At 37.8% G+C, this 20,418-nt stretch carries 26 protein-coding genes; 25 read left to right on the forward strand and 1 reads right to left on the reverse strand.

Annotation, left to right across the window (positions count from 1 at the left end; all coding sequences use genetic code 11):
* Window positions 1–658 precede the first annotated feature (658 nt).
* Window positions 659–1,798, forward strand: a complete 1,140-nt coding sequence (locus tag DKG80_RS04435) for a fibrobacter succinogenes major paralogous domain-containing protein (RefSeq protein WP_109830067.1) — start codon at window positions 659–661, stop codon at window positions 1,796–1,798.
* 1,004 nt (window positions 1,799–2,802) lie between these two features.
* On the opposite strand, the gene DKG80_RS21390 is transcribed toward DKG80_RS04435, so the two are convergent.
* On the reverse strand, window positions 2,803–2,928 hold the full coding sequence (locus DKG80_RS21390; protein ID WP_262509892.1) for a hypothetical protein: 126 nt from the start codon (window positions 2,926–2,928) through the stop codon (window positions 2,803–2,805).
* A 482-nt stretch (window positions 2,929–3,410) separates the two neighbouring features.
* Between DKG80_RS21390 and DKG80_RS04440 the strand changes: the two genes are divergently transcribed.
* From DKG80_RS04440 to DKG80_RS04555, 24 genes are all read left to right on the forward strand, one after another.
* Complete coding sequence (locus tag DKG80_RS04440) at window positions 3,411–4,310, forward strand: helix-turn-helix transcriptional regulator (RefSeq protein WP_109830068.1); 900 nt, start codon at window positions 3,411–3,413, stop codon at window positions 4,308–4,310.
* 27 nt (window positions 4,311–4,337) lie between these two features.
* Window positions 4,338–4,499, forward strand: a complete 162-nt coding sequence (locus DKG80_RS04445; RefSeq protein ID WP_109830069.1) for a RebB family R body protein — start codon at window positions 4,338–4,340, stop codon at window positions 4,497–4,499.
* Between the two features lie 61 nt (window positions 4,500–4,560).
* Complete coding sequence (locus tag DKG80_RS04450; protein WP_109830070.1) at window positions 4,561–4,899, forward strand: hypothetical protein; 339 nt, start codon at window positions 4,561–4,563, stop codon at window positions 4,897–4,899.
* Window positions 4,900–4,937: 38 nt separating this feature from the next.
* Entirely contained in the window at window positions 4,938–5,945 is a 1,008-nt protein-coding gene (locus DKG80_RS04455; RefSeq protein ID WP_109830071.1) for a hypothetical protein, read from the forward strand.
* Between the two features lie 114 nt (window positions 5,946–6,059).
* Window positions 6,060–6,566 carry a RebB family R body protein gene (locus tag DKG80_RS04460; RefSeq protein WP_109830072.1) on the forward strand — a complete coding sequence of 169 codons (507 nt, stop codon included), beginning with the start codon at window positions 6,060–6,062 and terminating at the stop codon, window positions 6,564–6,566.
* Window positions 6,567–6,640: 74 nt separating this feature from the next.
* Window positions 6,641–6,868, forward strand: coding sequence for a RebB family R body protein (locus DKG80_RS04465; protein WP_109830073.1), 228 nt, complete (start codon window positions 6,641–6,643; stop codon window positions 6,866–6,868).
* Between the two features lie 124 nt (window positions 6,869–6,992).
* Window positions 6,993–7,262: a RebB family R body protein gene (locus DKG80_RS04470; protein WP_109830074.1), complete on the forward strand. Its 270-nt coding sequence runs from the start codon at window positions 6,993–6,995 to the stop codon at window positions 7,260–7,262.
* 31 nt (window positions 7,263–7,293) lie between these two features.
* Window positions 7,294–7,563 carry a RebB family R body protein gene (locus DKG80_RS04475; protein WP_109830075.1) on the forward strand — a complete coding sequence of 90 codons (270 nt, stop codon included), beginning with the start codon at window positions 7,294–7,296 and terminating at the stop codon, window positions 7,561–7,563.
* 83 nt (window positions 7,564–7,646) lie between these two features.
* Entirely contained in the window at window positions 7,647–7,916 is a 270-nt protein-coding gene (locus DKG80_RS04480) for a RebB family R body protein (RefSeq protein WP_109830076.1), read from the forward strand.
* A 50-nt stretch (window positions 7,917–7,966) separates the two neighbouring features.
* On the forward strand, window positions 7,967–8,233 hold the full coding sequence (locus tag DKG80_RS04485; protein ID WP_109830077.1) for a RebB family R body protein: 267 nt from the start codon (window positions 7,967–7,969) through the stop codon (window positions 8,231–8,233).
* 152 nt (window positions 8,234–8,385) lie between these two features.
* Entirely contained in the window at window positions 8,386–8,940 is a 555-nt protein-coding gene (locus tag DKG80_RS04490; RefSeq protein WP_109830078.1) for a hypothetical protein, read from the forward strand.
* A 30-nt stretch (window positions 8,941–8,970) separates the two neighbouring features.
* Entirely contained in the window at window positions 8,971–10,866 is a 1,896-nt protein-coding gene (locus DKG80_RS04495) for an AAA family ATPase (RefSeq protein ID WP_109830079.1), read from the forward strand.
* 5 nt (window positions 10,867–10,871) lie between these two features.
* On the forward strand, window positions 10,872–11,207 hold the full coding sequence (locus DKG80_RS04500; RefSeq protein WP_109830080.1) for a hypothetical protein: 336 nt from the start codon (window positions 10,872–10,874) through the stop codon (window positions 11,205–11,207).
* 13 nt (window positions 11,208–11,220) lie between these two features.
* A complete protein-coding gene (locus tag DKG80_RS04505; protein ID WP_109830081.1) occupies window positions 11,221–12,582 on the forward strand; it encodes a hypothetical protein in 1,362 nt (453 codons plus the stop codon).
* Between the two features lie 32 nt (window positions 12,583–12,614).
* Window positions 12,615–13,850, forward strand: a complete 1,236-nt coding sequence (locus DKG80_RS04510) for a hypothetical protein (RefSeq protein WP_109830082.1) — start codon at window positions 12,615–12,617, stop codon at window positions 13,848–13,850.
* Window positions 13,851–13,859: 9 nt separating this feature from the next.
* Window positions 13,860–14,630 (forward strand): glycoside hydrolase family 25 protein, encoded by a 771-nt coding sequence (locus DKG80_RS04515; protein ID WP_109830083.1) that lies wholly within the window; start codon window positions 13,860–13,862, stop codon window positions 14,628–14,630.
* Window positions 14,630–15,547: a hypothetical protein gene (locus DKG80_RS04520; protein WP_162555679.1), complete on the forward strand. Its 918-nt coding sequence runs from the start codon at window positions 14,630–14,632 to the stop codon at window positions 15,545–15,547. The genes DKG80_RS04515 and DKG80_RS04520 overlap by 1 nt, the downstream gene beginning before the upstream one ends.
* Before the next feature lie 59 nt (window positions 15,548–15,606).
* Window positions 15,607–16,083, forward strand: coding sequence for a DinB family protein (locus DKG80_RS04525; RefSeq protein ID WP_109830085.1), 477 nt, complete (start codon window positions 15,607–15,609; stop codon window positions 16,081–16,083).
* Window positions 16,084–16,113: 30 nt separating this feature from the next.
* Window positions 16,114–16,521, forward strand: a complete 408-nt coding sequence (locus tag DKG80_RS04530) for a GNAT family N-acetyltransferase (RefSeq protein ID WP_109830086.1) — start codon at window positions 16,114–16,116, stop codon at window positions 16,519–16,521.
* A gap of 190 nt (window positions 16,522–16,711) precedes the next feature.
* Window positions 16,712–17,110, forward strand: a complete 399-nt coding sequence (locus tag DKG80_RS04535) for an ACT domain-containing protein (RefSeq protein ID WP_109830087.1) — start codon at window positions 16,712–16,714, stop codon at window positions 17,108–17,110.
* Window positions 17,111–17,153: 43 nt separating this feature from the next.
* A complete protein-coding gene (locus tag DKG80_RS04540) occupies window positions 17,154–17,972 on the forward strand; it encodes a VanW family protein (protein ID WP_185140158.1) in 819 nt (272 codons plus the stop codon).
* 82 nt (window positions 17,973–18,054) lie between these two features.
* The gene (locus tag DKG80_RS04545) at window positions 18,055–18,666 is read left to right on the forward strand and encodes a hypothetical protein (protein ID WP_109830088.1); all 612 of its coding nucleotides are present in this window, start codon (window positions 18,055–18,057) and stop codon (window positions 18,664–18,666) included.
* Between the two features lie 151 nt (window positions 18,667–18,817).
* Window positions 18,818–19,447 carry a hypothetical protein gene (locus tag DKG80_RS04550; RefSeq protein WP_162555680.1) on the forward strand — a complete coding sequence of 210 codons (630 nt, stop codon included), beginning with the start codon at window positions 18,818–18,820 and terminating at the stop codon, window positions 19,445–19,447.
* Between the two features lie 382 nt (window positions 19,448–19,829).
* On the forward strand, window positions 19,830–20,402 hold the full coding sequence (locus DKG80_RS04555; RefSeq protein WP_109830090.1) for an RNA polymerase sigma-70 factor: 573 nt from the start codon (window positions 19,830–19,832) through the stop codon (window positions 20,400–20,402).
* Window positions 20,403–20,418: the final 16 nt, after the last annotated feature.

Consider the following 20,418-nt stretch of genomic DNA (forward strand, 5'->3'; position numbering starts at 1 on the left):
CTTTGGACTTCGGTAAGATGTGTTACCTCATCCCATCAAATAGCCTCTGTATCTAGTTTCTGTTCATCAGTTCAGATACCGCAGTCTGGCTTACTTCACTGCATACCTCACGGTAAACCAGCTTGCCACTTGCTTAGCTTCGGGTAACGACTCCCGCGCTTACAGGACTCTCACCTTTTGGAACGTTTCTCTTTTGAGACTATATTCACCATTCAAGGCACACACTAGCTGTGATGAAATCATGCTTGGAGAATGCTAGCTGAAAGTTTTGCTACATTCTGGTAGCTCCGCCAATTCTGCGAATTGGCCTACTGAGAAATAAAAAAGTAAGAACCCATCTCGTAGAGTTGGCTATTTAGTATATGAAACATTATCTTCACCAAGACGCACGATTCATACAGGATCGTTAGCATTCAACACAACAAACTGCAAATTATCTCATCATAAATAACCATTTTATATTTAATCAACACTCATAAGTTTACCAAACTTAAGGTTGTAAATTAACTAACATATTAGTTTGACGATTGTGAATTAACTTACTTGAATTTTACGTGATGTAATAAAATTATGTGATTTGTCCATATCCTTGTACTTATAATTACTTTTACATTGAATTGGTATTTGATTCGATTTTAGATAACTTAATAATAAATAAATGAAGAAAATAAATCTATTTACTCTAATTCTATTAATTCACATGATTGTGGCTTGCAATAAGGATAACAATCCCATAACAAAAGAATTTGGATCTGGATCCATTACTTTTAGCCCTAAAGAAACCAAACAGTCTTTTAGTAGATCTTACTCAACCAACTTTGAAAATATACATTCTATCGTTGTTTCGATTACTGACAATGATGGCCCTTTAGCTGATTATAATAAAACTGAAATACCTATTAGTAAATTCGACGCTAGTTCAATCGCAATTGATCCAATCGAATTGAATCCTGGAGATTATTCTATCAGCTTTTTTGAACTTAGAAATATTAATGGATTTACAGAGTATGCCACTCCTTTAATTGGCTCTGAACTTGCTGAAATGGTAAATTACCCACTGCCAATCAATTTTACAATATCTTCAGACAATGCAACGAATGTAACAATAGAGGTTATAAATACATTAAATCGTGATGCCTCAGAATTTGGTTATCTCGAACTCGACATTGCAGAAGCAGCTGAATCTGAAACTATAGTTGATTATGATGGCAACGAGTATCGTGTAATAAAAATCGGAAATCAATGGTGGATGACAGAGAATTTGCGCTCAATACATTATAGTGACGGAAGACCAATAGAATATAGTTGGTATAATAATGAATCATCTTATGCTGAAATATATGGTGCTTTATACGATTGGGCCTCAGTTATAGATGCTTCTAAAACTTCAAATAATACACTAAATGGTATTCAAGGAGCTTGCCCTACAGGATGGAAAGTTCCTTCCGATCAAGATTGGAAAGAACTTGAACTATTTGTAGGTATGTCAGAAGATGAAGTGAAAAAAACAGGCTATAGACTTGGAGCTGGAGGTAAATTACGTGCATTAAATGACCTATGGAGAGAAGGTGTTGCTGGAACTGATGAATTTGGTTTTAGTGCTTTGCCAGCTGGGTATTATTTTTCAGATATGAATGAATTCATTGCTGTTGGTACAGATGCTGCTTTTTGGACATCAACAGAGACTTCATCGGCTTTAGCCTATTGGAGAGATATATTTCATGACCAGGATCTTATTACTAGACAGGGAGTTTCAAAAAACAACAGATTATCATGTAGGTGCATAAAAGCTCAATAATATGAAGCTACCAAATGTTTTAGGCCCGTGCTATATCTTATTTCGCATTAATAAGAAGTCAATATAAATGAAGTTAATAATGATCTTATTAGCAATTTGAAATACCATATTCATTTTGTAAAAAACAACTGACTACCCAAAGGGAGTATATATGCCTTTGAAATAAAGTCAAAATCTCCAAGTGTTGCTTATGCACTTGAAATTGAACGGAAAACTAAAGGAGATATTAAAAAGAATTGACAGAACAATTATAAACAGTTTAAGTTGGATAAATCAATTCCCAATAAGACATCATGAAAGAATATTATGCTTGCTCAGACGGAGATTCTTTTTATATCAATTGCATTCATTACAAGATTTAACCTTGGTATGCCCCAACTCTTGAGTGCGAGAAAATTTTAGTAATTCAAAGGAAAATCTATGATTCCAAAAAATCAGACAGAATAACTTGACAACCAAGCTTAACTTGGAAACATATTTTGGGGCAATTGGTGGAGTAATTCAGGGAGCAAAATTGGCTTCGTTAAGGTTCATTTATGCGATTGATAGAGAACCAAACTAAAACTATATAAATTAATTATTTAAGTAAACTATTAGCAGGCACTAGAATTCTTGAAGCAGTATGAGGCAGAGCAAGAAAAAGTGGATCAAGCTTTATTCATTAAATATCTGATCTGAGCCTTCTGAATGAACAAAACTGATGCTAATCGTGTAGACGGCTCCGCCCCTTATTAGGAACGGAGTGCACCTCTCACACCACCGTACCCCGTATCAAGTACGGGACAAGCTGTACAGATCTGGTATACGGCGGTTCATCAAAACTCAGTTTTACAATTTCAAATAGTAACCCCGCTCGATCGCAATTCCATTGCGATTCTATTTTTGATATAGCCTTATCCATAGTCAAACTAGTCCGAAATTTTTACTTTGATAACTCCATCAAGACCTGTGTAATTAATTGTACTATTATATAGGTACTCTTCTGACTAGTCAAGCCAATTAACTCAACCAAAGCCTCTTCCATCAAAGTAATTCCTCAAGACTAAACTACCATCATCAAAGTAAAATGATACTGGTAGTTTGGTCTTTCTTTTATGCCCTATGGATACTACAAAAGAGGTATTTACCATAGTCACCCTTTTAGGGTAAATACACTAGAGATGAAATCCTCACTTTTGAATGTGATCAAAAGTTGAGTGAATCATCACACTAGATGATGCGATAGACTTTGATTTCATATTGTAAACTATAATTCCCGATCAAAATGTATTCTATTGCCACCCAAATTACTTTCTATCGTCAAGGTGTAATTGATTTGATTACCCCATTGATATCAAACACTTCATTGTTCTCACAAAGAATAAAACTGAAGTTGCATTCAACAAATGTCTTAAAAGGTTTGATACCCATCTGATCAGAAGACAACTGATCCACAGATCAATTGTACTAGCTGAGCTAGATTATTTCTTCAAGCAAAAGTAGTCTCTCAAGTCAGCAGTAAAGACCAATATTAGGCAATTGCCTAACTAGGTTCATACTATCCATTCTTTAAAAATTTTAAACCCATCCCTAAAAGTCAAATCGACTCTAGGGAATAGAATCACTGTGCCCAATGAAATACAATACCATCAAAACCCAGCTAGAGCCTAATTTACTTTCTCAGCGATTGTCCGAAGAAGAAAGCACACTTCTTCATACTACAAAGGCCAAAATCTTAAACAACCTATCTAATGCATATTATGATCCTCAGTCATTGTCCGAAGAGATGAATATGTCTCACGTTCAACTCACACGAAAGATAAAGGCATTGACAGGATATACACCCGTAGACCTGATCAAGTACTACCGGCTAGAATACGCCAGTGTATTGTTGCTTGAGACCAATGATTCGATCAAAGAGATTACCTACAAGACAGGTTTCCTTTTACAAGGTAACTTTTGTCGAACCTTCAAAAAATGGTTTCATAAAAGCCCTTCAGATTATCGATTGGAACATAAGAAGGAGCCATTGTCATTTAAGTATCACTGTAATAGTCCCTTCTCTAAAAATGACGTTCAGTACCTCACTTGGCTTCAAAACTCACATCCATTCATAGGTCAAGTGCTGTCTACTATTATAGAGAATATCCAGCAGGATGGATTAAATGTAAGAATACTCGCTGGGTATTTGGCGGTCGAACCTGACTATATAGATAAGACAATAGATGAATTACTGAGTCTATCGGTAAAAAAATTTATCAAGAACGTTCGTTTACAGTATGCTGCGGAAGCTTTAGTGTATGATGATGCATCTGTCACCAGTATAGGCTATACCACTGGTTTTTTTGATACAGCCCATTTCAGTAGATCATTCAAGGAAGCGTATGACTGCACCCCATCAGTGTTTAGATCTACTATTCAGAAGGGGTCATTTCCACCTTTTTTAACCATAAATCTACTGAAGTCAAAAAAAGATAAGACGAGCCGTTTTTTATACAATCAATCAAAGCATTCAGAAGATAGGTTTGTATAAGAAATTAAATAATAAAGATACAAAACTATGAGTCCTACATTGATACAAAGCTTTATTGCCATGACAGGGTCGATTGGCATGGTCATGCAAAACGGTGCTTCAAATCAGAAAAATGGTCAAATGGTTTCGACAGCGTGTACCGGAGTAGCCTGTGCTATGATTGTGAAAAAAGGGGGCAATGCTAAGTGATAGATAGGTAACAGATAGAAAAGATAATAATCGATTAAATCCAAAAAATAGAACTAATACCATGGCAAATCAGCAAAATTCTTCAATTGGAGTCGTATCACAAGCTTCTACTCCGGTGTCTACTGTAGTAAGACAGGAGGGAGCAGGGAAAGCATACCAGTCGGTGGCGCAGTCTACTGCGATAGCCATTCAGGATGCTACGGATAACTTAAGAAACGTCAACACGATGAGCACTACAGCTCAGGGGGTAGCGATGGCACAGTTTCTCGCAACTGGTGAATCAAAGTACGCAAAGGCTCTGGAACTGGCTCAGTCTATGTCTGTAGCTGCTTCGGCTAACTTCTTAACCGTTAGTACTAATGCGGCAGATGCACTTAAAGGATATCCCTCAGGACAGTAATATTTATTTACCTATAAACAACAACACACATGGTTTTCATGGCTGGTAAACAGATTGACAATATCAATGCATTTTCATCGCAGTTTCTGACTACTTTGAAATTGATCAATGACGGATACGCATGGTTGAAATGGGCATTGACCAATCCTGGGCTGTCAGTATACTATGCTCAAAATGAGCAGGACTTGTTGTTGAAGATACAGAGCGGTTTGCATGAGACGCTTTTGCTTCGATGCAAAGCATTTACCATCCATCTTGAGACCATTCTTACTTTTGATGAGGCTGATTTGGAGTTGCTTATTGAGTTGTTTGATACCAATGCCAGTCAGTCTGCCAGCATAGCTTCACTGTCCAAAAGGTATTCACTGACGACTAATAAGCAGCTAGTGACGAATGCATCTTTTCTTAAGCAATACAATCAAACCGATGCTCCAGTTTTCCAAGGAATAGGATTTGAGGATCAATTGGAGCTATACAAGTTTCAGAAATCTATCAAGGAAGGAGAGGAAACAAATGAAGCGATAGCCTTTGCACTGAGTAAGGCTTCTAACAGTAGTGAATTTGTGCACTACTCTAACTTCTATATCAATTGTATCAATCATCAACTCACTGATCAGCCTGACTCTGCAGCCAGATCAGAGCAGATCAATGATATGTACAATATGTTGGACAATGTGTGTTTTAACCTGATCTACGTGCCTCAGGTAGGGTCTTTTAATTCACAGAAGGAATTGATGGATCATCTGAAGGATTTTATTTCAACTACCAAATTCGTAGGGTATCAGATGAAGGCATCAGCTATGGATAGCTTATCTAAAAACATACCTATTCATGGGGCATCGGATGAGCAACTACGAAAGAACATAGAACAGTTTTTGTCATTCATCAAACAAGAAGTGGCTAGAGGACAATTTGAACCCGAACCTATGCCACAGGATGGTCAAGAACAGTTATTTAGTATAACGACTGAAAAATACAAAACAACCATAGTAGTAGATACGGAGAGCAATTTGTTCTTATCACCTACTTCGGGGTCAATTGAATAAAGCTGCCAGACGGGCATCTACGAGATTTTTAAACTATTCGACCAAAGGGTCGAGAAATAAACTCAAAGGGCTATTGCCTTACGAACAACTAGAATTAGAAAAGAAAAAATTATCATGGACAATTCAGAGATAATAAACAACCTGAAGCAGCTTCAGGATTTGCTTACCGAGAGAGAGGAGTCTAAGTCAATGACTATGGTAAACACCGTGATGGCGGAGACTCTGGGAATGTCGATGCACAATGCAGTCTCCGCTCAGCACAATGCCCAAATGGTCAATGCTGCTGCGACTACGAGCACCTGTGCGAGGATCATTGCAACAATAGGAGAGAAACCTCATACTCCAGGCCCTCCAGGTCCTCCGGGTCCAAAAGGTCCTGCGGGTGAAATAGGACCAGATGGTTTGAGAGGACCTGTAGGAGCGACGGGGGCACAAGGTCCGATTGGCATCGTAGGTGAGCAAGGTCCTAAAGGAGAGCCTGGCAATCCATCTGAAACGGTGAAGGTGGAGATCGTAGATAATCCGAGCAGTACACCTAGCAAAACGGATCCGCCGGCTACTCCAACGACTCCAACTACACCTAGTAGTCCTTCGAACCCTAATCCGGGTGGTAGTCACTGAACTGCAAAAGTGGCTGGACACTTAGGAAAGTTGTACGGACACTTAAAACGAAAGAATAACTCATAGATAAGAATATGCAGAAGTCAACCGTAAATGCTCAAGTAACCGATTCACTAACTGAGACCAATACTTTGGTAGTGGGGCAAGCACCATCAGTGGCGGTAAGTACGCTCTATCAAGCGACTGCTCAGGCGATGGGTAATGCTGCTCACAATTCGACGGTGATTCAGCAGCAAGGAAGTATAGTAGCGCAAGCTGTAGGAGCACAGGCTGTTAATCTAGTCTATTCGATCAAGTTTTAATCGCAAGGCGATGGCATGTTGAGTTAGTTGATCAAACGCTGAAGATAGAGATATCACTAAGCTTTGAAGCAAAAAAGAAAGAATAAGAAAAGTAAAATAATTCATTAATTAAAATTCGAAAATTATGGCTCAGAATACACCAGTCAACAGCCAGATTACCGACTCGGTAACTCAGGCAAACACAAAGGTACTAGGCGATGCAGCTGCGGTAGCTATGGGAAACCTCTATCAAGCGACTGCACAAGCACTAGGTAATGCAGCACACAACTCTGCTACTGCGATACAGCAAACTAATGTAACTGCTCAGGCAGCTACTACTATGGGAGTGGCGACGTTGTACGCTATCGATACGGCATCTACTGGGGTAGCTACCTCTAAGGTTCTTAATTCCTAAAAATAAATTGTTAAACTAAAATCGAAATCAAATGGCATTTCCAACCGCAGTAAACAGTCAGATAACTGACTCAGTTACTCAAGCAAATGTGATGAGCCTGGGCGTTGCTCCAGCTGTTGCAATGGCCAATTTATACCAGGCAACAGCACAAGCATTAGCCAACGCTGCTCACAATGCGACTACTAGTCAGCAACAAACCAATATCACAGCGCAAGCTGCAACAGCTCAAGGAGTGGCTCTATTGTATTCTTTGGATACGGCTGCCACAGGCATAGCTACTAAAGACATCTTAAATAGCTAACTATAAGATAAAGACTATCAATGGTTTAATACTATTGATAGTAAGTGAAAATACATTTAAATAAACCAATAAACATTTCAATTATGGCATTTCCTACATCAGTTAATGATCAAATCACAGATTCAGTTACCCAAGCCAATACCAAAGTATTGGGTGACGCTCCTTCGGTAGCTTTAGGTAATCTTTATCAGGCTACAGCACAGGCACTGGCAAACGCTGCTCACAACGCAACGACTAGTCAGTCACAAACCAATGTTACTGCTCAGGCAGCGACAACTATGGGTGTCACGACGCTATATGCGATAGATACTGCTTCTACAGGAGTAGCAACTAGCGACATCTTGAATTCTTAATCAGTAAACAATTTCATTTAAATTTTTTTACAACTTAAATTTTATCAATCATGGCTTTTCCAACTGCAGTTAATAGTCAAATAACAGACTCAGTAACCCAGGCAAATACTAAAGTATTGGGTGATGCTCCATCGGTAGCAATGGGTAACCTGTATCAAGCAACAGCGCAAGCTTTAGCTAATGCAGCTCACAATGCTACTACTAATCAGCAGCAAGCTAATATCACAGCTCAAGCAGCTACTACTCAAGGTGTAGCTACGCTATATGCTATCGATACAGCTTCTACTGGTAAGGCGACTAGCAAAATATTTGCTTAGTCCTACCTACACATTGAATTGAAATACAAACAGGTATAGGCATTTCCGGTTTTTCATCTAGAAATGAATCTGATCGGGATTGTTACCTAATGATAGACTTAGATGCTTTCCTGTTTGTATTCTTTAGATACTGAATCAAAAAGCAACTAATCATGTCATCTCCAAAGCCTCAGCAGAACCATCCCGCCGAACAAGATTTGGCGGTATTTGATGAAAGTAAAAAGCAATTTCAACATGAGTTGGAAGTGCTAAAGAGTCAGACAGAGATGGCTAGACAAAAGACTTTAGCATCTATTAAAGAAGGTATTCTCAAAGCTAAGCAGGACGGCCTTCACCAAACTTTATTTCCAGGAACTGATTTATTCAAAGACATGTCACAAAAACAAAATCAAGAACAAGTATCTAACGCTAACGATCCAACACCACAAATAGCTAATGCTCAAGAGGCTATGGCTTACACTGATGATCACATGAAGGAGTTGATTAACAATATGTCCAATCAACTAAAGTCCGCTATGACTGGTGCTACTCAGGCCACTGAAGAGGCTAAAAAGATAACAGGACTAGCCAATGATAATATGAAGCAAGCTGTCCAAGCAGAACAAAGCACTATCAATCATAGCAATGAGACTGTGCAGCAAGAAATGCTAAAAGCACAAGAAGCCGTGGCTAAGACCATTAACAGTGAACCTTCTAACGAAGCATAATTTTTCAAACATAAAACAAGCTCTATCAACATGCCTATTCAAGAGATACAATCATTAGCCCAATTTGCTGATGAGACATTAGTTCTCGTTGGCAAAGCCAATCAATCATCGGCAAGCGAGATGACTCCATACCTACAAGAGTGGAGTCAAAAACTATCGCAAGCCGTTACAGGTATGGGGGCTTCTAACCAAGTACAATTAATAAAAGAACAGTTCAATCTGGACGATCAATCCATTGCATTTATCCTACTCACCTTATTGCCAGCACTGGATACTAAGTATACAGACTTCTTCAAGGAAGCTTCATCAAACCCTGCAAGAAAAATACCCACTATTGATTTGGTGAGCTCTTTGATGTGTGATAGTTACGATCAAAAAACGACTTTCATCAATCAGCTAAGAGATGATTCTCCGATCTTCAAATGGAGAATGCTAAAAAGGCTAGGAGATGATTTTATCCAATCTGAGTTACTTCCTGGAAAGGATTTGGTGTTGCATTTGGCTTCTACCAATGAGCTCACAAGAGACGCATCTGGACTGGTCAGCCAAATAACAAAGCCAGCGCTAGGCATACCCGCAGATCAGGTAAAGAACAAGCCTATCGGTCAGATTATTAGTATTATTGGAGGAATCGATGCTCGAAGGAAATCTTATGCCTTCAACTGTAGTCAAATGCTACAAAGACCATTGTATCAATTCAATGCTGAACTTTTTCAGTCGATCAAAGATCCAGTGGGAGAGTTGACTGAGACCTTGCTCTTTGTGATGCTTAGAAACGGAGTACTCTATTGGGAAGATGGTATATCTACTTTTCAAGAACAAGCTGATGTAGCCAAGCTCATTCGCTCATGGTTAAGCATGAAGAATAGCCTGTTGATTGTAGGACAAGACGAACATAAAACGCTACCTACTATATTCAAGAATATTAATACCGATTCAGTTACACTGGTCAAGGCTGATCAGAAGATCAATCAGTTGATATGGGAAAGTGTAGGCAATGAGTTTTTGCAAGTCACCAATGTCGATTATAAGCAGCTCAGCAATACTTATACAACCGACTACACTCGGATAGAAGAAACCATGCGCCGAGCCGCTGAGGGGAAAGAAAAAACTGGAGTTGCAGTGACGACCGAGGCGGTTATTAGTGATTATTTGGCTACAAGTCCTGAGAAAGTTACGGACATGGCTAGCAGAGATCATTCGTCCTATAGCTTCGAAGATATGATTCTGCCCAAGGATACACAGTCAGGCATTGATCATCTGGTAAAAGCCTATCAACAAAGGGCTAAAGTGAACCCAGCTCATCCTGCGGGTATCATAGCCATATTTGAAGGAGCTAAAGGTACAGGCAAAACTATGGCAGCGATATGTTTAGCCAATCAGCTAGGGATACCACTCTACAAGGTTGATTACAGTGCGTTGGTTGGAGTATCTCAAGATGCTGAGAAGACGCTCAATCTATTGTTTGCAGAAGCAGAACGAAATACGGCTTTATTGCTATTCGATAATGCTGACAATTTGTTTACTGAGTCGGAGACTTCCGATACGCATCGTGCACTGATATCTACCTTGATTCAAAAAATGGAGTCCTATGGCTGTTTGATCCTATTGGCCACGAGTGATAAGCCAAAGGTCAGTAAGGAATTGTTCCAGAGAGCCTTGATGCAAGTAGACTTTCCAGTTTTAAATAGTAAGGATCAGTATGCCTTGTTTACTAAGATTTTGGCTCAAAAAGGAATAAAAATTAAGAATGAAAGCCAGCTTCAAGACATGGTTAAAAAGCTAGGCGCCAATGGAAGACAAATCCAGAATATAGTACAAAATGCCATCATTTCATCGGATGGAGAGCATGTTCCACTGCAAGAATTAGAAATCACAGCCAATGACCTAGCTAAGGCCATTGATTTAGAAAAAAAGAAACAATAACTGATATGAAACCTGAAGATTTTCCTATAGCTAGTATTATTAAGCCAGAACCTGTTGAGAATGAGTCTAAGCCTAATAATGATTCTTCTTCACCTATTTCTAAGATGCCCGAAAATGATGAGAATACAGTTTCGAGCCCAAGCGCATCATCCTCAAATGCGAATCAGAATGAAAACAACTTGAATTCTGCTAGCGCTGAACCTGAAGTAACTAATGCAGAAAATAAACAAGAGGATACGCGAGTGAACACCACGGAAAAAGCCCCCATATCTAATGGATCATGGGAGTTAACATTTGAAGAAAATTTATTTCTTCTGGAATTCGACCTTTTCAATGAATAATTAAATAGAACCAATGAGACTTTTTATATACAAAAACAACAGACTACTAGATGTTATAAAGTCTAGTTATACTGGTCAATCAACACTGTCAGATGTATTTAGTCCTACGATTACTTCTAAGTATTTATTGGATAAGGATAAGGGTACGGGTACGGATACAAGAGAATCAATATTTTGGGCAACAGCCATGCTGGCCATAAAAGCAGTGAAATTCAAAGCTTCAATAAATGTTCTAAAAAATATTGCTAAGGAGGATAATTCTGGTCGGACTATTCTAGTAGATCAATCTTCAAGCACAAAAGAATCAAACGGTTATGATTTCTATCTTGATCGAGATACAGGCTGGTGTGCTCTAGCAAAAAACTATACTATTTATCGCGAAATAGGAGGAGCAGGAAATATCCCAGATAAGAATTCTTATTTGCAGTCTGTACAAACCCCTCCTTGGCTGGACTACAAAAATCATTATGGATTTTTCTCAACTGATGGGTCTGAGAGTTTCGCAAAGAAGTTGATTAAAGGAGAGGAGTCTATAATTCCTTTTGGAGCAGGTAATTTCTATGGAGAGAAGTTTGCCATGACTTTGAATCATTTGCAGGATATGTCTAGAGTATCAATGCTAGTGTCTGAAACGGTCAGAGCAGTTTTAATAGTCGAATGGCCTGCGGCAGTATATGATGTTTCAATATTTAGCTACATACAAGGAGAAGATCAAAAGAAAACAGCCCTAAACGAGTATAACAAGTTTATGAAAGAAATGGATGTGTCTCACCAAGATATAAGCGCTTTCAATTATCCATCAACTCCTGCCATCGGAACAGATTCTTTTTTGGACAAATTGCAAAGAGTTGAATTATACATTATAGCAGCATATCAACAGTTAAAAACATTGATTTCCTGTTATCATTTTGACAACACTTCACTAAATAAAGAGCTTTATCAAAAAATATGTAGTGGCATTCTTTATGCCTTGAGCAAAGTTTGTAAACATCTTGGAAATCTGATCAGTGGGGCTATTCATTCTGCTTTAGGGCCTGCGGATCTAGGGATAAGCGATTTAGGTAAAGAACTGTTTAACAGTCTTTCTGATACATTGGATAAGAAGCATGCACTCTATGAAAATGGTGGACATTCTGAGGGCGTAAAAGTGGCATTAGATAATATGCTTGATACAATCGTTATCTCTTATGTGATTTTCGATTTATTTCTTCTTAAATGGGGGGTAGCGGAAGTGGTGACAAAACGAACTCCAGATCAAATTAAAGACAAGTTGGATATGGTTCGTAAACTAATAGTTGCTAAAAATAAAAAAGTGCCGCACTCTGTCATAGAAAGACTCAAAGAAGAACTTTCTCCACAAATGAAAGGAAAATAGATCTGTTGAACATTTGAAAATTCAATCATACCATGACACCCACACCTTCTTCACATACTACATCAGGGGCACCTATGCCTCCTATGCCGTTAGTAACGGCAAGTCATTCAGGTAGATCTGCTGCAAGCTCTACTGCACCTCCCTCAAGTGCTAGAGAAATATTACTCATCTGGTTTAACGGAACAGGTACACCAATGGAAGATATGGCGCCTCTATTGACACACCTGCATCTATCACCTAGTCAGATGCAGTCTATTTCAGGACTGGGAACAGAAGACAACCTCATATCCTCCAAGGCTTTGTCTTCCAATTCAAATCTTCATAGTACAGGAAGCTGGTTTGATCCGACTTCATATACGCTATTCAATACAATACTTGGAACCAAGGATACTACAGCAGGGTATGCAGAGAGAAACCAATTCGCGTCTATCAATGCTGTATTTAATACCATAGACAAGATTTCCACTTCTTCTAGTTCCAATATAGAATTGATCATTGGGGGACATAGTAGAGGAGCGGCAGCAGGAATAATAGGATTTCTATCATCACTATTAGAGGCTATTTCCAAGGACAAGAGTTTTAGGGAAAGTCCCTTGTACAAGAAAGTGAAGAAAATACACGTGATCTCGGTAGATCCTGTAGCTGGACAACGAGGAAACGATTTGACAGGAGGGGAAGATATACGAATAGATCAGCTATATAAAAGCATCCAGAGTAAGTTCGAAAACACCTCTTTGATCAGTACTACTTTATACCAAGCCAGATTTGATTGTCGAGATGAGTTCAAAGCAGATGATAAATGGTTAAATTATCTAAAAGCCAACTACAACTTTGTCACAGCAACTTCTACTAACCCTAGTTTTAGGTATTACATAGCAGGTTTTAGGCATTCAATAATGATCTATCCCAATGATGGAGAACTATCAAAATCATTGTATGCCAATACACAAGTAACCCCATTAAACTTATTGATCAATATCATCAATGATATAGTAGGCAATACGAATACCGCACAGACCATATTTGATCAATTAATAGCCCTAGAAAAGGAAACTGTTTTCAATCTAAAACTATATCCATTAGGCTATCCAAAATTATCCTACGCTACTTCAGTAGATGGGTATAGCGCCATAGAGAAAGCATTGTCTAAGATATATGTTTTCACAGGAACAAGTCTGGTAGATACGGTCAAGGACAAACCAGACAGCATTCTTGTATCAAGTACACCAGTCAACAATAGATACACTTTTTACTTCTTCAATAAATAATCAACCACTATGAAAAAGCTACCCAACTACGTACTCGTCATTTTGATTGTATTATTGGTTAGTGCTTTGATATTCGCACTATTCGTTCGAAAAAAGGACCATAGGAACAAATACCTAGCACCCACCACTCATAGTGACACAGATGGAAGTGTTTCACAGAATATGCTCCACGGCTGTGATATTTCTCACTGGAATGGGCAGGTCAATTGGACGGCACTGAAGAAAACAGATATTACATTTCTATTTATCAAGGCCACTCAAGGATTGACCTATGTAGATCCTGATTTTGAAGAAAACTGGACCACGGCTCGTAACTATGGTTTTCTAAGAGGAGCCTATCACTTCTACCAGCCACAGAATGATCCTCAGCTGCAGGCAGAACATTTTCTGAAAACTGTAGAACTTGAAAAAGGAGATATTTTACCGGTATTAGACATTGAGATATCTAATGGGGTATCCAACGAGACACTGTCAAAGGATATCGGGATATGGATCAATACGGTCAAGGACAAAATAGGAAGATATCCAATCATTTATACCGACCTATATTTTTGGAATGCTCATATAGTAGACAACTATAGTCAATGCCCCCTTTGGCTCGCTGAATGGGAGACATCAGGAAAGCTTTATATGCCAAAGGGATGGGTGGGCGAAGACTGGGTGTTTTGGCAGTATTCTAGTACGGGTACCTTATCGGGGATACCATCTTCAAAAAACCGTACGGACATGGACTATTTCAATGGTAGCCTTCATGCGCTTAGACACTATACTATCAGATGATGAAAGAGATCACCATATTAGAGTCTAGATATCATATTGGGCTATTGGTCATGGTAGCTCTAGCATGGTTCAATCCATTCTATGCTAATACCATAGAGTCATTAGATAGGAGTGTTGAAAAAGCCACCGAAAGCTTAGTTTTACTTGAAGATCTATATCTACTGTCTAAGTCAGCCTCTTCTAGCAAAATACCCTTAATATCAGGGACTTTTGATGGTGCGTCAGAAGCATTAAGTGAAATTAGTCATTACTTAACCATTGCCACAGTAGGCCTATTAGCCAATGACCTTCTGGTAAGGATTACTCATTATAAACTGGTGGTATTAGTGATGTTAGTATTGTGGGTATTTACATTTTATGGTAGGTATAAAGAGCAAGCCCATAGACTATTGGTTATGTTTTTATTCTTCAATCCAGGGATGAGTATATATACAATGGTTTTAGTAGAATTCACCGAGAAAATAAACTTAAACGAAAAGACCTCTTTAAATGCTCAAGTACAATGCATATATGATGACTATGCTAAGAAAGAAGAACTACGAAAGAAAAAGGTAGCTGAAAGAAGACAAGCACAACTTAATAAGGATAAAACTAAGGGTAAGAATCACCTCAGTCTTTTACAGAAAACCGAAGATGCCGCGATAAATAAAATAGGTGGAGCAGAAGAATCTATATCGAAGGATTTCACCATGACTGTAAAAAGCATAAAGTTGGCAGTCAAGAATCTAAAACCACTGGTGCTAGAGCACTTTACTATTACATTATTTGTTAATGTATTGATACCTGTAGGTCATCTGTTGATCAGTTATCTATTGTTGATGAGGGTATTCAAAGTCAATGAAGACGAAATAGTATCTGAGGCTGATACCATCGAAAAAGAAGGAGAGCATGTTGTAGATCATTCGATAGTTCGTTAAGTACTATATTCGAAGATATTAACTAGGCCTTCGAACTATTAGAATTAATTGTATCAACAATGACTGACAAGCTTCAAAAGCTAATCAATGCTGCTATAGAATCATTTGAAGGAGATCTGTGGTTAGGAGATTCATTGATGGGTAAGCTGAATGACATAGATTTTAAATCGGTCAATAGGAGTTTACCTAATTCCACTAATTCAATTGCTAAAATTGTACAGCACATTATCAATTGGAGAGTATTTATGCTCGAAAAGCTTAATGACAATCATTCATTTGACATAGTGTTAAACACAGATAACGACTGGACAGATATCACGATCAATAGTGAGTCAGAATGGAAATCATTGTTAGAAAAATTGATTTCTACGCAAAATGAACTGATACAGTTTTTAGAAAGCTTAGACAGTGACGATTTCCTCAACAGAATCACCTCTGGTAAGGAATATAGTTTTGAGTACTTGATCGAAGGAATAATTCAACACGATATTTACCATAGCGGGCAAATAGGTCTAATTTACGCCTCAGTAAAATAAAGGTCTATGTAAACTCGATAGCTAGTAAGTATGAATATTAAAATCTCCGAGACTCGATCCATTGACGAAGAACAAATTTTAGAACTGTATAGAGCCAACGAATGGAGCGCGGTCAGTAAGCCATCTGAACTTAGAAGTGGATTGCTAAATTCACATTCGTTGATTTCTGCTTGGGATGGAGACAAGTTGGTAGGAATAGGGAATGCTATTTCGGATGGGTATTTGGTAGTGTATTACCCACACCTATTGGTACATCCAGCATATCAAGGCAAAGGTATCGGGAAAATGATATGCGACAAGTTTCAAGAAAAGTACAAGGGGTTTCACATGCAGATGCTGACAGCAGATGGAAAAGCAATTGAGTTTTATGAAAAAGTTGGCTTTGAAAAAGCTGGAAAAACGGTACCTATGTGGATCTATAATGGTAATGAACACTAACGTGTTAGCGTTTTGGCTTAATGATTTATAGTCTTGTAATTTTAAGTTTAAGCAAAAAATAAGGAGGGGAGGATTACCGATTGATTTGAAGTTGATTAGACTTGGAATAAATTGCCCAATGAATAAAGCTTGTTAGAGACTAAATTCGGGTTTTATGACAAATGTTTAAGCAGGTACTGACCTTAAAAAAATGGCTGGAGAAAAGAATCTCTCTGAATTGATAAGAAACATGACTCCAAAGCTGAATAGTGGAGAATATGTATTTTCAACCATAACTGATGTTAGTGAAATCGATCTCAACGATACTATTTGTAAGTTCAATGAAGAAGAAGGTACAACAATAGTGATTGAGAAAAGCAAAGCTGATGATCTTAACCTCAACTATGAATACATTGCCTCTTGGATTACCTTGACAGTTCATTCATCTCTTGAAGCAGTGGGGTTAACTGCAAGGTTTTCAACAGAATTGGCAAAACACAATATTAGCTGTAATGTAATTGCAGGGTATTATCACGATCATATATTCGTAGATAAAAAAGATGCTAACAGGGCTATAGATGCCTTGACAAGATTATCTCAAGGAGAATGAACGATTAGGCAACTAAGTTATTATCAATTCATACTAATGCTGAATGAGTAAAAAACTTCTATCACAAAGACATCCGATATTTTACTTTTTATCGATTTGGGTCAAACGAATAGGAAGGATGATAGAATGGAAATTGGATAGTAAGGTTTATTCTAAGACATTTCAAAATGAAAAGCTTCCCTACAGAGTCAAAAAACATCAGTCCAAGCTCATAAGAAAACTTGGAGATGCTGAGATGCAACTACAGTATAATAAGGTTGACAACCTAAAGATAGTCATTGACTGTATCAATGGGTTGATCATCAAACCAGGAGAGACCTTTTCATTTTACAATATTGTAGGACGGCCTACGAAGTCAAGGGGATTTAAAGAGGGAATAGAGTTGTCTTTTGGAAAAGCAAGAGCAGGAGTAGGGGGAGGCATCTGTCAAAGTACTAATCTGCTGCACTGGTTGGCACTGCATTCTCCATTGACTATTACTGAGCGACATCATCATAGTATCGATCCATTTCCAGATAATGGACGCGTTTTACCTTGGGCAAGCGGTTCAGCTGTGTTTTATAACTACCTTGATTTCCAATTAACTAACCATACCAAATGGACTTTTCAAATTAATCTTTGGCTTACTGATAAGACTATTGATGGCGAGATCAGAGTTAATAAAGAGTTGGACTTTGCCTATCATGTATTCGAAACAGACCACAAGTTTTTGAAAAAAGATGATCAATACTTCCGTACCAATAAGATCTGGAGAAAGAAAATAGCAAAGTTTGAAAGTGGGAGGTTACTAGACGAAGAACTACTCTATGAAAATTACGGAAGAGTATTATATATCCCTACGGTAGAACAATTAAGAAGCTAATGTGAACAAGATCAATTACATTAGTATTTCATGATAGTCACGATCAATTCGCCGAGCTTCTGATTATCAATACCTACAGCTAATGGCTTCAACATTCGAAGAAAAACTACCTTTGAAAACAAATCAAGAGCTTGAGAAGTACCTTAAAAACCAAAGGTTTTATAGGGAAGAGGTAATTGAAGCTATAAATACTGAACTTAAAAACAGAGGTTTATACGACCTAAAAAAGGAACCTTCCACCAAGCCAGCACAAGAGTTAAGTCATCAAAAGGAGGCTCAAGGTGAATTTGAAAGTAAAATACACATGCCAAAATCAATCCATACTGCAGCAATGTGTCTATATATCTCAGCAGTACTAGGTATTATTAATCCAATTATTATTCAACGGACTCATCAGATTAATTATTCTCATACGCTTCTTCTGTTGGCAGCCATTCTATTTAGCTCTGTTTTGACGTCCTTCTTTGCCTACCAAATCAGCATAGGTAAAAACTGGGCAAGAATTATAATTCTAATACTGTTCACTATAAGTCTTCCACCTACATTGTTTTTCATTCCTGAATCATTAGACCAGAGTATAGTAATAGGACTTATGTTAATAGCCCAACCTACGATACAACTCTACTCTATTATCTTGTTGTTTAATAAGACTTCTAATGATTGGTATCAGTATTCAAATGAGGAGATTAATTAAGTCCTAGTAATTAAAATTAATGGACTCATTAAATGAGTGGCTAATATTTGAGTAGGGGTTTTTAGGAAATAAAGAATAGTTTTGATTTCAATACAAGTGGTTTAAAACTTCTTTTTAACAACATTTTTACCTGATGCTATAACTTATGTTTTTGGGAGATAAATTCGTCAAAGGCTTTCAAGATCAAGTCAACCGTTTGGGGTTAAAGTTATCAACGGATGACAATATCCACTACGCTACTTCTGAAGACACCTACCTTTCATTAGAGGTTTTAATAGAGAATTTTGGTTCTTCGCATCTAGTATTTGCACAGACTACAGTGATCTTGGGAAACTATCAGGAAGCTCTAAATAGTCCAGATCACAATGAGAATTCACAAGTCAGTCCGGTTGAAACCAATAATTCTTCGTACGATATCTATTTAAAAGATTCGGAATCCAACTCCCAATCTAAACTTAGCGAACATAAGCTCGAAAAGTTGGAGGCTTTCAAGGCACTTGAATCCAAGATTTATCACGATGAAGGGTACCTATACTTTCAACAAAAAGGTACACATGACCTGATACTTAAAGACCCAATAATGATAGAGGTCCTCAGAGGTAAAATGGAGCTAAAAACCGTACTCGATCAATTAAAGCAACTTGACTTACCTTATGGGAGATATATCCAAAAACCAAAGGGACTGGGTAAGAAAAGCGTCATTAGAGGCTGGAAAATTACGGCTAGAATACTATTGATCATATCTATAATATTTGCTCTGTTAAGGCTGTATATGTTGTAACTTGACTTTTACTGAATTCTTTTTTCTTTGTTCCCTTTCTAAAGTAGGAGTATTTCATATTTAAATGGTTTCACTAAGAGCTGTCTTCGTGAACCTTGTAGGGAGATTTAGGCACTAAGGCACTCCCTCAATAAATATATGGAGATAAATTTCTCCATTAGCTATTTTAATTATAGATGCTTAGTTATGAATATCATTTTACTGCATAGACAAATTGCATTCCATATAGCTTAAGTCTATCTTTTAAATCCTTGCAGTGTTAATCATAACCCAACTACCCATCAGCCATTTTTTACTTTTGCTAAACCTCAATTATTTGCATAAGACTATTAATGGCTGTAAATATGCCCTTCCATTTGAATACCGAAAAAATTAGCCGTCATTGTCAGTACCCCAATCCCAAATCATTGAATCTATCAAGTCTGGAAATTCCCAGGTCTATGAAGAAATATTCAATCAATACTATCCACCACTAGTCAATCTGGCCACAGGTATCTTGAAAGATAAAACCCTTGCTGAAGAACAAGTGCAGGAAGTTTTTATTAAGCTATGGGAGAGAAGGTCTCAGTTAGATGTAGATATGAAACTGTTGCCTTATCTGATGGTCAGCGTACGAAACCGATGCTATAACCAATCCAGAAATGACGCTGTAGCAGATAAGTATGTGAGTAGTCAACTACAACAGTATAGAGACCAAATCTTCAATGAAGAGTACTCGGAGTTTGAAGAGAGTACAATAGATAGATTATATCAGGTAATAGACCAGCTGCCAGATAAGTGTAAGGAAGTCTTTAAGCTTAGCCGGTTCGAACATATGAGTCACAGGGAAATTGCTGAAAAGCTATCAATTAGCACCAAGACTATAGAGAACCATATCACTAAGGCCATGAAGATATTAAAAGCAGAAATGCTGGTGCTGATCATTTATTTTTTGTCAAGAGTAGGGGATTTGTAATAGGAAGGTGTTGTTA

This window comes from Reichenbachiella versicolor (genome assembly GCF_003171675.1).
GTDB lineage: Bacteria > Bacteroidota > Bacteroidia > Cytophagales > Cyclobacteriaceae > Reichenbachiella > Reichenbachiella versicolor.